The following is a 14247-nucleotide window of genomic DNA, read 5'->3' on the forward strand; positions in this document are numbered from 1 at the left end:
CAAAAATTATTAGCGACCAGGGTAAATCACGGTCAATCGCCACTGGCCACTGTGTTAGGCAGCGTCCAACGAGAGATATTAGGTATGGAACACAAACGAAAGACATCAACAAAGCTAGGGGTGAGGGGGTTGCTTAATGCACCGGTGAGTACTTCAATTCTGCTGGTGATGATGGCCTCCGTGATGGGGTGTGCCGATATGGGCAAAAAAGTGCCGGCTGATAAGGCTATCGACGCAGACGAACCCTTAGCCCAGTCGGCATCCTCGTTGGCGAAGGGGGAGATAGAGCCCGATGAAGTGGTGGATGCTGAAGCCATTAAATTCCGAGGTAATGATCAGGTTATCGGTTTGCCGCCTGCTAGAGACCCGATCAGCTTTGTCGGAGACGCGGTTGCTTTGAGTTTTGAAAATGCACCTCTGAGCGAGGTGACCCACGCGATACTCTCCGATGTGCTCGGTATCGACTATCTTGTCGATGGGCCCATTCCCGGTGAGGTAACGTTACGTACTCGATCGCCGATTGAGCGCGAACAGCTGCTTTCGGTGCTTGAGTCTTTATTGAAAGCTAACAACGTGCTGCTCATCAGAGGCCGGGACAACCGCTTTATTGTGAGCAGCTCTAAAGTGGCGGCGCGGTTGGTGCCTCGAGTTGTCAGCCGTGACGAGCAGGTTGCCGGCTACTCCACGATGGTGGTTCCGCTGCAGTACATCAGCGCCGGGGGTATGGCTGAAATTCTAAAGCCTTTGGCCGAAGAGAAAGCCCTTGTGAGAGTCGACAATACGCGAAACCTGTTAATGCTTGCGGGCACCCAGGCCCAGCTCACGGGATGGCTTGAAATTATCGAGACTTTTGATGTGGACATGCTCGAAGGAATGTCAGTCGGGCTTTTTCCGTTGCAATACAGCGGCGTCGAAGAGCTGGTTGAAGCGCTAAACCAGTTGCTCACAGAAGCCTCTGCCGAAGAGGGCGCTGGGGGGCTGACTGATATCGTTCGGGTTATGCCCTTCGTCCGTCTCAACAGTGTGATGGTGATTACGCCCAGAGCACACTATCTCGATAGGATGGAAACCTGGATTGAGCGATTAGATCGAGCCCCCGAGAATGGCGCCGAAAAGCGCCTGTATGTGTATCCCGTGCAAAACACGACGGCCAGTCGCTTGGCGATGCTGCTCACCAGTATTTATTCTGGGGGCTCGCAAAGTGGCGGTGGCCGTTCAGCCTTAGATAACCGCAATACGGCGCCGGGCATGAATCAGGAGAGCATCGGTGGGGGCAACTCTCGAGGCGGGGTAGGGCGCAACGGTAACAACAATAACCGTCGAACCGGTTCTGGCTTTCGTGGCGGGAACGGGGGCGGTACAACGGTGTCGGCGTTGCAGCTTGATCCTGGCAACGGCGATGGCAACGACGAAGCCGCCGAGGTTCGGGTCGTTGCAGACGAAGAAAACAACTCCTTGATGATTTATTCCACGGGCATGCAATACAAAACCATAAAAGCCGCCGTCGAAAAGCTCGACGTACCGCCAACCCAAGTGTTAATTGAAGCGAGTATTGTGGAGGTTACGTTAAACGATCAGCTGAAGTACGGATTGGAATGGACGTTTAATAACCAGCTAGGAGGCTCAGATTATTCTGGTATTGGTGTGATTTCCGACGGTGATTTCAACTTTGGCGGCGCTGAGGGTGCCGTGGCACAGCTGGCCCAAGGGTTTAGTTATACCGTTTCGGGTGGGAACGGCGTGGTGGCGGTACTCAAAGCGTTGGCCACAGAATCACTGGTGAATGTGATTTCCACACCTTCAGTCATGGTACTTGATAATAATGTAGCCACGATTCAGGTAGGAGATCAGGTACCCATCAATAGCGGTTCAACCATCGCCCCCGGCGGTAACACCATTCAAAACGTTAGTTACAAAGACACTGGAGTGCAGTTAACGGTGCGCCCGTCGGTGAATGCGGGCGGTTTGGTGACTTTGGACGTACTTCAGACTGTGACCGACGTTGGCAATATTGATGTCACCGGCAATCGACGCTTTTTGGAGCGCAGTATTGAAAGCCGGGTAGCCGTGCGCTCGGGTGAGTCAGTTGTCCTGGGCGGTCTAATCCGGGAGAACGCCTCTAATAACGAAAATGGTGTGCCCTGGTTACACAAGGCGCCGATTATTGGGCCCTTGTTTGGCACCACAGAAAAGATCCGAGACCGGACTGAACTGCTGGTGATTCTCACGCCTAGGGCGCTGTATAACGATGAGGAGCTCCGTCAGGCCAGCGACGAAATGCGGGATCAAATCCGAAATTTCGAATTAATTGAGCAATAATTAACTTTTTTATGTTGGTAAAAATTGTGACTTTTCAGTGGAATAGAACGAATTCTGAAACGTTAACTTTATGGAAATTGGCAGTTTTATCGCTAATTTTTATGATCTTGGCAGCTTGCTCTACGTCTGAAAAGCTCTCTGAATCGAAAGAAAAGCAATTGATTCAAAGGGTTAGCGACCGCTGGGAGTGCCTGGAGCGTAACGACTACGCATGTGCGTACAAGTTCCTCTCTCCGGCCTACCGGGAGGTGTTCACGCTAGAAATGTACCGTAGTCGGTACTTCTCTGAGCTGGAACGAGTATTGACAGGGGTTAAAGTGGTTGCCTATGATCGCAATGCAGCTGTAGCGAGTGTGTTGGTCGGGGTCATGTCCAGGTCAGCCACAGATGCGTCTTCAGCTTCGCGAGCGACTACGGTGACACCATCCACCCTTACCGAGGATTGGATTTGGTACAGACGTGAATGGTGGTTCCATGAACGCTCGTAAAACTGGTGGCGTAATCAGCTGGGTACAGTTGAGATAGCGCTAACACAAAACCTTTGGGTTTACGTGAAAAAAATTAGACTTTAGGAGTCTCCTATGAAGCAGTTTCAAAAATTCGGTGTAGCCGCAGCAGTAGCAACTGTTGCAGCTGGTACTGTAGCGCAGGATGTATCGCGCTCAGAAACCGGTGACTTGGCAATCATCCCTTACTACACAGTATTAGATGGTACCAACACTGGTATGCACATCATCAACACCACAGAGTCAACTCAGGTGGTGAAGGTGCGTTTACGTCGCGGAACCGACTCTAAAGACGCACTCGACTTTAACTTGGTCATGTCGCCTCGCGATGAGTGGACCGCGAACATTGGTGCAGGTGGAGCAAATGGCGTTCTAGTAACGACTAACGACACAACCTGTACAGTTCCAGAGTTCCCCGCAGGCGGTGCAGAGATGCCAGCTACTTTTGCTGAGGGCGCGACTGAGGGTTACGTAGAAATCATTGCAATGGCGCAAGCTTCAACTGAGCTCCAGCCTATCGCAGTAAATGCTGAGCACGATGCAGGCACTCCAGAGAGTTGTGAGTTAGTTCGTCAGAACTTTTACCGAGTTGCCGAGACCAGCGTAGGCACGGCTACTGTTCGCGGTACTCACACAGCGAACCTCACGTCGCAAGGAACCGGTACTTCACCGCTGAGCAGCTTTGTTGATTCAGACGATAACGCGTTGAAAGTCTCTTTCATGCTGACTGATCCTACGGGCGGTCTAGAAGCAGGCGACAATGCTGTAATGATCGAAGGATTTGCAGACGCCGCTATGATGACCAACCAGCAGCCTTTGAGCTTCGGTACTGACGGGTTGTTGAACTATGACCCACTTAACTTCGAGTTGCCCAACTTGGCTTACGGTTCATACGCATCTACTAACGCTGCTCGCGCGGCTGCTGCTGACGCATCGTCGACTGACGGTTCAATGTGGGCAGGTTTGTCAAACGCTATCGACGCAGATGCCGTTGCTAACGATTGGGCAGCCTTCTCTACGGCAGACGGAACCGTACACGCTGATTGGGTAGTTACGCTGCCAGGTCAGTATGTAATGACTAACCCTATCTGCGATATCTACACGGGCTACAGTGAAGCTAACGCAACGGCTGCTGCCGCTTGCGCTAACGCGACGGCTATCGCTGCGTACTCGGCATTGGGTGGAGCGGATCGAAATCAGCTGCCATTACTTGTCGCTAGCAACGTTGACGGTGGGTCTTTGGTGGAAGGTTCAAACATGAACCTTTGGGATCGTGAAGAGTTGTCACTTGCCGGTGAAGAGAGCACAAAAACGCCTGAAGATCCCGATCTGGGCTTCTCGCCAGGTGGTACTTCCGGTGACCCAGCAGATCCAGATGTCAGCGTCGTCCTGCCTTACGAAGTCAACGTTATTGCCTTCGGTGACGCAGATGCGACGACAGCTGTTGAGTCTGCTCTCAAGCTCTCAGTAACGCCACCGGCGACTTCTGATCGCGGCTGGGCTCGACTAGACATTCAGTCTACTAACCCTATGCCTCAGCGCTGGAACCTCACGGGTACTGATGACGATAACGTTCAACCAGGTGCTTCATTAGATCCCGGTTCTTGGACCGCGACTGACGCTAGCGATGTTGGCGTTGTAGGCTTCGCACTCTGGCAGCGGTCTTTTGCTGAGCAGGCTGGTAACTACGGTCGTATGATTGAGCACTCAACGATTGCATCTTCAGGCGGTACTATTCGCTAAGAAGCAGCGGTAGCATGAAAAACCGGTCCTTTGGGGCCGGTTTTTTTTTAGCTAAAAAAAATAACCTGATGAGAAAAGCGATTGTGAAAACTATTATTGCGGCAATACTGGTTTGGTCTGGAAGCCTGATGGCTGCGGAGATAATTGTACGGGAGGGCGAGCTTACTCTTTCAAGAGCAGAGGTGGAATTTGCTCTTGCTGGGTCACCCAAACAGATTCGTGATTCAGCTCAGTCAGATGAGGCTTCTCGATACGAATTTTTTGTGAGCTTGCTTGTGTCCAAAAAAATATTGGCCGAGCTGCAGGCACTCGACCCGTCGGACGACCCGATTGCTTACCACCAATTCTTGTTTAAGCAATTAGAGACTGCCCGCGAACTGGACAAACAGCTGTTTCAAAATGAACTGCTGCTTCCTGACTTTGAAGTGCTAGCTTTGGAGCGATATAAAATTTCGAAAAATGACATTGCGCCGCTTCCTGAAGTTCGAGAGGCCTCGCATATTTTACGGCTGTGCACCGAAAACTGTGACGATGCGAGCGATGCTATTGAAACCCTACGATCGCTGAGGAAGCGCATTGAAGAGGGTGCGTCATTTGCAAATTTGGCGACTGAATTCTCTCAAGATCCAGGCAGCAAAACTCGTGGTGGTCGACTTAGTCAAGGCATTGAGAGTGATGCCAAAAACGTCGATCAAGCTGTAAGAGATGCGTTATTTGCTATCGGCGAAGTAGGCGGCACCAGCGATATTGTGCAGAGTCGGTTTGGGTTTCATATTTTGAAGCTTGAGTCGATTACTGTGTCACGAACGCGGAGTTTTGAAGAAGTGAGACCAGCGCTGGTGGCTGAAATAGAGAAGCGATTTCGGCAAGATGCCTACCGGGAGCGTCTTTTGTCCTTGGCGCCGGAAAAATCGATCGAAATAGATTTTGAAGCCTTCGAGTCGCTTGTTGAAGAAATGTAGTTGACTTCTAGACACCTTCGATACGGTACCCCAGTTTGCCCAGTAGTGTTCTAGCCTCGAGTGAAAGCATCAGCGGTGGGTGATCTCGATAGCGTCCGATAGATTTTGGTTTTTGTACCGTGGAGATCGCCGCTAGTGCTGCGTCTAGAGCCTCAGGTTGGTTGAGAAAATCACAAAGACTCGTGAGTGCGGGCACTACATTTTCGAACAGTGATTCGAAGGGTAAGATAAAAATTTGCTCCTCCGAAAGTCTCTTGAGCTCCGTTAGGCGTTGGTGCACAGCACACCAAAAAGCTAGGGATTCATCTGCTGAGTTAGGTTCCACAGGGCGTTGCAATAGGTGTGGGCCCCATACTCTGAGTTGAGTTTGATTGCTGCTATAGGCCATATCAAGGCCATGGCGTGTGACATGTATGTATTTCATATTAGGCAGCGCCGTCAACAAAAAAGGCAGTACCACATGCGTGTTGGGCTCTTTCCAACCCCACTTGAGTATTGGCACGCTGAGTGTGTTTAAAAATCCCATTCGCGTATCAAGATCTCCATCATCTATCCATTCGTCGGTGCGTCTTATGCTGTCCCAGAGCACAGCAACCCGGGCTTGGTGGTCGGCTTGAGATCTCCATGAGGCGCTCTTTTGCCCCTTGCAGGTCAGGTATAGGTCTAGGGCCTCGTCGAGTTGGGGCAGATGATCTTGTAAAGGCCACAAGCTTGGTCGTTTGAACAAAGCGGTAAAACTTAAATCATCGAGGGATTCATTGAGGTCAGAGCCCATATCAAAGCCTAGAGATTGCAGTAACTGTGCAATAACTCGGGTACCACTGCCGCCCATACCGCCCACGACAACGGGTGCCGCATCAGAGCACGAGGGGCACGCAAAATTTAAGTTTTCGTCGGTCAGGCTCATGCCGCGCATGATACCTTAGCTAAATAGTGACATAAATTTTTTAAGCGACTTGTCGGAGGTGCATGTTCACTAATCGCACATTGGAAATGTCGCAGAGCACTTGGGCTGCCATTGCAAATCGACGAATGCTTATTTGCCTTCTGACAGGCTTCGCCTCGGGTATGCCCCTTTACCTATTGATTCAGCTGGTTCCTGCGTGGCTGCGCGATTCTGGGGTATCGCTGACTGAGATCGGGCTGTTTGCCCTTGTTGGCTTGCCCTACACCTGGAAATTTATGTGGGCGCCGTTAATGGATCGCGTCAAGTTGCCGCTAGGCCTGCGCCGAGGGTGGATGCTGCTGGCTCAAGTCGCTTTGATCGTGACGATCGGTTTGTTGGGAAGTATCAACCCTCTAACTCAAACAGGTTGGGTGGCCACCCTTGCTGTCATCATTGCCGTACTCAGCGCCACTCAGGATGTGGCTATCGATGCCTATCGCCGCGAACTTTTACCAGACGAAGAGTTGGGTTTTGGTAATTCAGTGCATGTGCAGGCATATAGGATTTCCAGTTTGATTCCCGGTTCACTGTCCCTGATTTTGGCCGATAATCTACCTTGGTCCCAAGTGTTTTGGATTACCGCGGCTTTTATGGGGATTGGGGTGCTGCTGTCTCTGGGCGTCAGGGAACCCATTAGGGAGACACGCCCCGTAACGAATTTGCGAACGGCGGTACTCGAGCCCTTTTTAGAGTACGTCCATCGCCGTGGTTGGCAGAGTTTTATTCTCGCCCTCGCTTTCATGGTGCTTTATAAGCTGGGCGACAATATGGCGACCGCACTCTCAACTCCCTTTTATCTGGATTTGGGTTTTTCCAAAACCGAGATTGGCTTGGTGGCTAAAAATGCCGCCCTTTGGCCGGCGATTTTTGGCGGGCTCGTGGGTGGCGTGCTCATGATCCGCTTGGGCATCAACCGTGCACTGTGGCTTTTTGGGGCTGTGCAAATGGCCAGCATTTTGGGCTACGCATGGCTGGCGAGCGTGGGGCCTATACTTTGGATTCTCGCTGCGGTGATTGGGTTTGAGTATCTTGGTGTGGGACTCGGTACCGCAGCCTTCACCGCTTTTATAGCACGAGAGTCGAGTAAGACCTTTGCGGCAACGCAATTTGCCTTGTTTACGGCGTTGGCGGCTTTACCGCGCAGTCTTGCCAATGCGACGACAGGAGTGATTGTTGAGCACATTGGCTGGGTACCCTTCTTTTTTATGTGTACTGGACTGGCCGTGCCCGGCATGTTGCTCTTGTTTTGGGTTGCGCCGTGGTCTCAGTCAATCTCGGAATCGGCACCTGAACCGTTGCCTGCTGCTAAAACTTCCGACCCCGATAGTTGAAAGGTGGGTGCTAAAAAGCGGGCGCTGAAGAATCATCCTTGAAGGCGCTATTTTTTAGCAATACATTTTGAAGAAGACATCTTTGAAAAGGTGTCCGTAAAAAAGAGGAACCCTTCATGCGTCTGCTGCTGCTCTTCTACCCTTGGCTCGAGCTACTGAGTCTTATTCAGCTGGGTATTGAGACCCGTGCGATCGTGCCGTTGCTGTGGGTTTTGGCGATGTTTATGCTGGGTGCAGCGTTGCTAAAGCGCGTGGGTACTGCGAGTGTGCTGCGGCTGCGGGAGGCTCAGCAAAGTGGGGTGCTTCAGCAAAGCTTGTTCCTAGACGATTTAGCGGTAGCCGTGGCGGCATTACTTCTCATGATTCCCGGTCTATTGTCTGACTTTTTCGCCGTTGTCGTATTGATTGGGCCGTTGCGACGTTTTTTGGCTCGACTTTTTTTTGGCAAGGTCGCGTCTCAGGCAGACGGCTCGGGTTGGTATGCGTCGTCGATGCCCGGTGATGATTCAAAGTTTCAATCGTCTGAGATCTTAGAAGGCGATTATCAGGATATTTCGCCAGATCCAGGGCGACACAACGTAATCGACAAATCAGAAGATGATACCCAGCGCGATCAATGAAGTTTGTTTTACGTAAATGCATCGTTATTTTGGTGGTAATTCAAAGAACAGGCCTCGAGCAGTTTGGGCGGGCCTTTAATCGGCAGTTACCTTTTCTGACGGGTTGGCTGCCATACGTGTCAGTTGTAAGGTTCTGAAGAGGCCAAGTTCGCAGGCGCTCTTAAATAGGGTAAATGCCATGACTCAAGCGATCTGTTGTGCGGCTCTAAGTCTTCGATTTAACGAATTTTTGTTCTGGGAGTGACCCGCAAGGTTAGGCACAAATTACTTGAGGCACCCTGTACCGTTTGCAAAGTCACGCAAGGCGCAACTCACGTAAGGCACAAGTCACGCAGAGCATAAGTCATGAGCTGTAACGTTAACCGGGTCCTCGCCCTTTGAGATGTTGATGGACTCGAATATATTTTTGCTGCTGTTTAAGGGCTGATCAGCAAAGCAACGCTAATCTTTGGCGGCGCTTCTCAACCGAGCTCGCATACCGCTCATGATTGTTTATTGTCGTGAGCTTTAGTGGGCAGTTTTTCCCATATTTGGGTCTAAACAAGTGCTTTTATTCAAGGTGAAGGGTGGGAATTGTCTGGGAAAACCTATAAGCCACTGTTTTAGCTCAGGAAATCTTGTCAGCTACTCCCCCCGCTTTTTTAGCACTCTTTTTGCTAGAGTGCTAAAAAAGCCCTTGAAATCCCTTTTCTAGTCCCCACATATGAGACAGAGGCCCGCTGTGGGTCCTAGATAACGATATCGTCAACTTGTGGAGATCAACCCATGAACATCCGTCCGTTGTATGACCGCGTGGTCATTCGTCGCAAGGAAGAAGAGGCAACCAGTGCAGGTGGCATCGTGCTACCCGGTTCTGCCCAAGAAAAGCCCAATGAAGGTGAAGTCGTCGCCGTAGGTGATGGCAAGGTGCTGGATAACGGTGAGCAACGCGCGCTGGCTGTGAAGGTCGGTGACAAGGTTGTGTTTGGTCAATATGCCGGCAGTAACAAGGTCGAGATCGACGGTGAGGAGCTAATCCTCATGGCCGAAAGCGAAATCTTCGCCGTCGTTGAATAAACGCTAAACACGAATTTGAGAGAAAGGAATTAGACATGGCAGGTAAAGACGTACATTTTGGCGATTCCGCCCGCAGGCAAATGCTTGACGGTGTGAACATACTCGCCGATGCCGTAAAGGCGACTCTGGGCCCTAAGGGCCGCAACGTCATTCTTGAGAAATCATTTGGTGCTCCCACTGTTACTAAAGACGGTGTTTCTGTGGCCAAGGAAATTGAGCTCAAGGATCGATTCGAAAACATGGGTGCTCAGATGGTGAAGGAAGTCGCTTCGCAAGCGTCTGACGCAGCTGGTGACGGCACGACCACAGCAACAGTTTTGGCTCAGTCTATTGTCAACGAAGGCCTCAAGGCTGTCGCTGCAGGCATGAACCCCATGGATCTGAAGCGTGGCATCGACAAAGCCGTAGCCGCTGCCGTGATAGCAGTACAGGGCATGAGCACGCCTTGCGAAGACAACAAGGCCATCGCTCAGGTAGGCACGATCTCTGCCAACAGCGATGACTCGGTAGGCCAAATCATTGCCGAAGCCATGGAGAAAGTTGGTAAGGAAGGCGTTATCACTGTCGAGGAAGGCTCAGGCCTCGAGAACGAGCTCGACGTGGTAGAGGGCATGCAGTTCGACCGCGGTTACCTGTCTCCTTACTTCATCAACAATCAGGAAAACATGCAGGCAGAGGTCGACGACCCCTTCATCCTGTTGGTTGACAAGAAGATATCTAACATTCGTGAATTGCTGCCCGTTCTTGAGCAGGTTGCCAAGGCTTCTAAGCCTCTGGTTATCGTTGCTGAAGACGTTGAAGGTGAAGCGCTGGCGACCCTCGTTGTGAACAACATGCGCGGTATCGTGAAAGTAGCGGCCTGTAAGGCACCAGGTTTTGGAGATCGTCGTAAAGCTATGCTGCAGGACATTGCGATCCTTACTGGCGGAACCGTTATCTCTGAGGAGGTAGGTCTCGATCTTGAGAATGCATCCCTTGAGCATCTCGGCACAGCTAAGCGCATCACGATGGACAAAGACAACTCGACAATTGTTGACGGTGCTGGTGATGGTGAAGCCATTAAAGCCCGCGTCAATGAGATTCGTGTTCAAATCGAAAACACCAGCTCAGATTACGATCGCGAGAAGTTGCAAGAGCGTGTTGCTAAGCTTGCCGGCGGCGTTGCTGTCATCAAGGTTGGTGCGGCGACTGAGATCGAAATGAAAGAGAAGAAAGCCCGGGTGGAAGACGCATTACATGCAACCCGCGCAGCCGTTGAAGAAGGCGTTGTTGCTGGCGGTGGTGTTGCTCTGGTGCGAGCTATCGGTCAGATCGAAGGCTTGACTGGAGACAACGAAGACCAAAACATCGGTATTGCAGCGGCGCTGCGAGCCATGGAAGGTCCTCTTCGTCAGATCGTTGCCAATGCCGGTGACGAAGCGTCAGTCGTTCTCGATAAGGTTCGTCAGGCTGAAGGTAATGTTGGTTATAACGCGGCGACGGGTGAATATGGCGACATGATTGCCATGGGAATCCTGGACCCAGCCAAGGTAACGCGTACAGCGCTTCAGGCGGCAGGTTCTGTTGCCGGTCTCATGATCACCACTGAGGTGATGATTGCTGACTCTCCTAAGGATGACGCTGGCGCTCCTGCTATGCCCGATATGGGCGGCATGGGCGGCATGGGCGGCATGATGTAAGCACCGTCTGCGGTGTAAGAACCCGGCTCCGGCCGGGTTTTTTTTTGCGGTGAAGAATGAGGCTAGTGGTGCTTAGGGGGCATGGTTGATGCTTGAGTAGACGCCTATGCCCAGATTGCGGAGATTTTTATCGCAGTCCATTGAGCAGCGTGGTGGCTGATGTTGGCGCTAACATTGTCAACACCGCAACACCGCAACACCCCAACAACCCAGTTCTTTAACAAGCTCATAAGCCAATAGCCTGAGTTTAATTGTGCGACCCCTCGACGAATTCTGCTTTTAAGGTATGACCAAAGCCAACGCCAACGCCAACGCCAACGCCAACGCACAGACGTAGCGCTGATCATGCTCTGCTGTCGCTGTCGCTGTGAGTTGGCTTTTGCTGGTCACGGCCATGATGTGAAGTGCTTGAGAATGAGGTTCCCTGTGATCCAATTTTTTAGCTATGCTGTCAGGCAAATAATAAATACAGAGATTCTCAAATGCTTCTTCTAGTCGCTGGTGTATTACTTTGGTCCGCCGCGCATTTATTGAAACGGGTTGCGCCTAATGCACGAGCTGCTATGGGTAGCGCCGGTCGAGGGATCATGAGCATTGCGATTCTCGCGTCCATGGTGCTCATGTACTTGGGTTATTCCCACGCGGAGACGGATTTTTATTGGGGACGCAACCCGCAAAGCGTTGGCATTAACAACATCCTGATGTTCCTAGCGATTTACTTGATGGTTGCTGCAGCTACCAAGAGCTGGATTACTGGCAGCATTCGACACCCCCAGTTAACAGCTATTAAAAGCTGGTCTATAGGGCACCTCCTGGTCAATGGTGATAGCGCTTCAATAGTGCTTTTTGGAGGCTTGTTGGTATGGGCCGTTGTCAGCGTAATTTTGATTAACAAGCAAGATGGCAAACCGGCACTGTCGGTACAAACCGCCGCCGGTAAAGAAGTGATGACAGCACTTTCAGCGGTACTTGCTTTCGGTGGGATCGCCTTTATCCATATTTATATGGGTTATCCGGTATTTGGATAACTGGCATCTGCGCTGCCTCAGCGTCGAAGGGGCAGCGAACACGGTGTGCTCCTTCTAGCTTGCCTGCTTAACGCCTACCGACGTTTTTGGGCCTGTCTCTTTGACCCATCAGTGACACACTCCATTTCTTTAGATGTTGCTATTGGCCGTAGCAACTTCACGCAGTGCCCCCTATACTTAGCCAACTCCAAATCTCGCATTTGGTAATTTTTATCTGCTTTGAAACGAACAAACAGGAGAACAACCCATGAATGAACTCCATTTCCTCGGCTACTACTTCCATGTGTTAGCCGGCATTGTCTGGATTGGTATGTTGTATTACTTCAACTTTGTTCAGACCGAGTACTTTAAAGAGGCAGAGGCTAGTGCTAAGGCCGATGCGATGGCCAAGTTGGCGCCCAGAGCGTTGTGGTGGTTTAGATGGGGCGCACTGATCACTTTCCTAACCGGTGCTTATTTGTTTCATAAGTTGGGTGCTTTTGGCGTTGCCATGCCCGCGATCTGGATGGGCGCCCTCGCGGGTACACTGATGTTTTTGAATGTCTGGCTCATCATTTGGCCCAAGCAGCAAATTGTGCTGGGTATGAAGGAAGGTGACGGACCAGCCGCCGCCGCGAAGGCAGGCCTTGCCAGCCGAACGAATACCTTGCTCTCAGGCCCGATGCTGCTGGGTATGCTGGGCTCTGGTAAGCTGGCATTGGGTGGCACAGATACCGGCTTATATGCCGCTATGGGTTTAATTGTGCTCTTGGAAGCCAACGCATTGTTTGGTGGACAAGGACCTATGAAGTCTGTGGTTGGCGTTGTTCATTGTTCGCTTGCTTTAGCCTTGGTGATTTTCGGCTTACTCAACTACGTCTAAGCGCTAAATCGCTCGAAAAAAAGCAGCCCTTTGGGCTGCTTTTTTTGTGGGAGTTGTCCCTACCCGTGGCCTCTTGAACAACGGACGTTACCCACAACCGCATTTTCGTGTTTTCGAGTGCTTTTATCGTCTCCAAAGTATTGCTGTTTTATCAATATTTCATGGCGATTTTGGCAGTCGAGTTTGTCCTTTGCCTGCGCTTTGTGGCGATGTCCCTGTCCAACCGGCCGCTTTTTTTCTGGCATGGGCCAGCATTATTTGTGGTGCGCTCAAGGTTTTAGGCTGAGCTGCGCCTTATCAGAAGCCAGATATCGGCGGAACTCTGCAAACTCTATGATGATGTTCCCGCTGAAGCGAAGGCGATGTCGCGATATACTCCCCTTTTTACAAAATAGAGTCTAATCATGGCGCGTGATGATCTGCCGGATTCAACAATTCCTTCCTTTGCGGCGACTCGGGACGAGGGGGTGTCTAGCGCCCCTCGTGATGCTATCCCGGGCCGGGGCAATAGACCTACCGCGTCCAGTGCGGGCATGGGGTTTTTGGCGCGGTTAGTGCTGACAATAGCCTTGGTGGTGGCAGCGGTCTCCTGCGCTTGGGCCTGGCAACTGCAGCAATTATTGGATAAGTCTGTCGCTGACGGTGGCGTGGTGGCGGGGCGAGTGGCTGATCTAGAGGCACTACTTTCGGATACCGATGAAAGTGTTGAGAAATCGGCTGCAGCACTGAGCGCACAGTTGAATGTGGTTGATAAGGAAACAAGACGTTTAGAGCAGCGTCGTCGTGAAATGGACAACAAAGTGTCCAAACTTGAGAAAGCATCAGCGGTTACGCAAACCGATGTTGGCAAGCTGCAAACTATGGTGGCGGGGCAGGGTAAATCAGTGAAGTCCCTGAATTCTGACATGACAGCCCTCAAACGTGTGGCCGGAGATCTCGAGCGCTTATCTAAAACAGCTATGGACGCCCAGGCGAATCTTGAGCGACTTGCAGACAACGTCAACAAGGCAAACCTTGATAGAGCTGCCATGAAGCAGCGAGTCACGTCTAACGAGGAATGGATCGAGTCGATTAACGCTTTTCGGCGGCAAGTCAATGCCAGTATCAGCCGACTTGAAGATCAGCTTCGCAACAGCCAGCCAGCAATCTCAACCGGCAGTCCAATACCCGGAACCCCCTGAATACATTTTTTTAA

General features: G+C 51.4%; 11 protein-coding genes. 10 read left to right on the forward strand and 1 reads right to left on the reverse strand.

Going from position 1 to position 14247, the window contains the following annotated elements; genetic code table 11:
• Positions 1 to 84: 84 nt before the first annotated feature.
• From gspD to ACMAY6_RS03845, 3 genes are all read left to right on the forward strand, one after another.
• On the forward strand, positions 85 to 2319 hold the full coding sequence (gene gspD / locus ACMAY6_RS03835) for a type II secretion system secretin GspD (protein ID WP_435214590.1): 2235 nt from the start codon (positions 85 to 87) through the stop codon (positions 2317 to 2319).
• Between the two features lie 581 nt (positions 2320 to 2900).
• Positions 2901 to 4568, forward strand: coding sequence for a hypothetical protein (locus tag ACMAY6_RS03840; protein ID WP_435214591.1), 1668 nt, complete (start codon positions 2901 to 2903; stop codon positions 4566 to 4568).
• A gap of 83 nt (positions 4569 to 4651) precedes the next feature.
• Positions 4652 to 5530, forward strand: coding sequence for a peptidylprolyl isomerase (locus ACMAY6_RS03845; RefSeq protein WP_435214593.1), 879 nt, complete (start codon positions 4652 to 4654; stop codon positions 5528 to 5530).
• A 7-nt stretch (positions 5531 to 5537) separates the two neighbouring features.
• Here the strand turns inward: ACMAY6_RS03845 and ACMAY6_RS03850 are convergent, their stop codons facing one another.
• Complete coding sequence (locus tag ACMAY6_RS03850; protein ID WP_435214595.1) at positions 5538 to 6437, reverse strand: sulfotransferase family protein; 900 nt, start codon at positions 6435 to 6437, stop codon at positions 5538 to 5540.
• A gap of 62 nt (positions 6438 to 6499) precedes the next feature.
• Here ACMAY6_RS03850 and ACMAY6_RS03855 point away from each other — a divergent pair, with 62 nt between their 5' ends.
• From ACMAY6_RS03855 to ACMAY6_RS03885, 7 genes are all read left to right on the forward strand, one after another.
• On the forward strand, positions 6500 to 7807 hold the full coding sequence (locus tag ACMAY6_RS03855) for an AmpG family muropeptide MFS transporter (RefSeq protein ID WP_435214597.1): 1308 nt from the start codon (positions 6500 to 6502) through the stop codon (positions 7805 to 7807).
• A 116-nt stretch (positions 7808 to 7923) separates the two neighbouring features.
• Positions 7924 to 8427 carry an FxsA family protein gene (locus ACMAY6_RS03860; RefSeq protein ID WP_435214599.1) on the forward strand — a complete coding sequence of 168 codons (504 nt, stop codon included), beginning with the start codon at positions 7924 to 7926 and terminating at the stop codon, positions 8425 to 8427.
• Positions 8428 to 9192: 765 nt separating this feature from the next.
• Positions 9193 to 9483 (forward strand): co-chaperone GroES, encoded by a 291-nt coding sequence (locus ACMAY6_RS03865; RefSeq protein WP_007233725.1) that lies wholly within the window; start codon positions 9193 to 9195, stop codon positions 9481 to 9483.
• Between the two features lie 35 nt (positions 9484 to 9518).
• Complete coding sequence (groL, locus tag ACMAY6_RS03870) at positions 9519 to 11162, forward strand: chaperonin GroEL (RefSeq protein WP_435214601.1); 1644 nt, start codon at positions 9519 to 9521, stop codon at positions 11160 to 11162.
• A gap of 482 nt (positions 11163 to 11644) precedes the next feature.
• Positions 11645 to 12190: an NnrU family protein gene (locus tag ACMAY6_RS03875; RefSeq protein ID WP_435214602.1), complete on the forward strand. Its 546-nt coding sequence runs from the start codon at positions 11645 to 11647 to the stop codon at positions 12188 to 12190.
• A gap of 247 nt (positions 12191 to 12437) precedes the next feature.
• Positions 12438 to 13052, forward strand: a complete 615-nt coding sequence (locus tag ACMAY6_RS03880; RefSeq protein WP_435214604.1) for an antitermination protein NusG — start codon at positions 12438 to 12440, stop codon at positions 13050 to 13052.
• A gap of 404 nt (positions 13053 to 13456) precedes the next feature.
• A complete protein-coding gene (locus tag ACMAY6_RS03885; RefSeq protein ID WP_435214606.1) occupies positions 13457 to 14233 on the forward strand; it encodes a hypothetical protein in 777 nt (258 codons plus the stop codon).
• Positions 14234 to 14247: the final 14 nt, after the last annotated feature.

Source organism: Luminiphilus sp. nBUS_16 (assembly GCF_051201645.1).
In the GTDB taxonomy this organism is placed as follows: Bacteria; Pseudomonadota; Gammaproteobacteria; order Pseudomonadales; family Halieaceae; genus Luminiphilus.

Excerpts from the sequence above, each read along its gene's own strand:
- gspD (WP_435214590.1), top strand. The coding sequence starts at position 85 with ATGGAACACAAACGAAAGACATCAACAAAGCTAGGGGTGAGGGGGTTG.
- ACMAY6_RS03880 (WP_435214604.1), top strand. The coding sequence starts at position 12,438 with ATGAATGAACTCCATTTCCTCGGCTACTACTTCCATGTGTTAGCCGGC.
- ACMAY6_RS03885 (WP_435214606.1), top strand. The coding sequence starts at position 13,457 with ATGGCGCGTGATGATCTGCCGGATTCAACAATTCCTTCCTTTGCGGCG.
- ACMAY6_RS03850 (WP_435214595.1), bottom strand. The coding sequence starts at position 6,437 with ATGAGCCTGACCGACGAAAACTTAAATTTTGCGTGCCCCTCGTGCTCT.
- ACMAY6_RS03875 (WP_435214602.1), top strand. The coding sequence starts at position 11,645 with ATGCTTCTTCTAGTCGCTGGTGTATTACTTTGGTCCGCCGCGCATTTA.
- ACMAY6_RS03865 (WP_007233725.1), top strand. The coding sequence starts at position 9,193 with ATGAACATCCGTCCGTTGTATGACCGCGTGGTCATTCGTCGCAAGGAA.
- ACMAY6_RS03860 (WP_435214599.1), top strand. The coding sequence starts at position 7,924 with ATGCGTCTGCTGCTGCTCTTCTACCCTTGGCTCGAGCTACTGAGTCTT.
- groL (WP_435214601.1), top strand. The coding sequence starts at position 9,519 with ATGGCAGGTAAAGACGTACATTTTGGCGATTCCGCCCGCAGGCAAATG.
- ACMAY6_RS03840 (WP_435214591.1), top strand. The coding sequence starts at position 2,901 with ATGAAGCAGTTTCAAAAATTCGGTGTAGCCGCAGCAGTAGCAACTGTT.
- ACMAY6_RS03855 (WP_435214597.1), top strand. The coding sequence starts at position 6,500 with ATGTTCACTAATCGCACATTGGAAATGTCGCAGAGCACTTGGGCTGCC.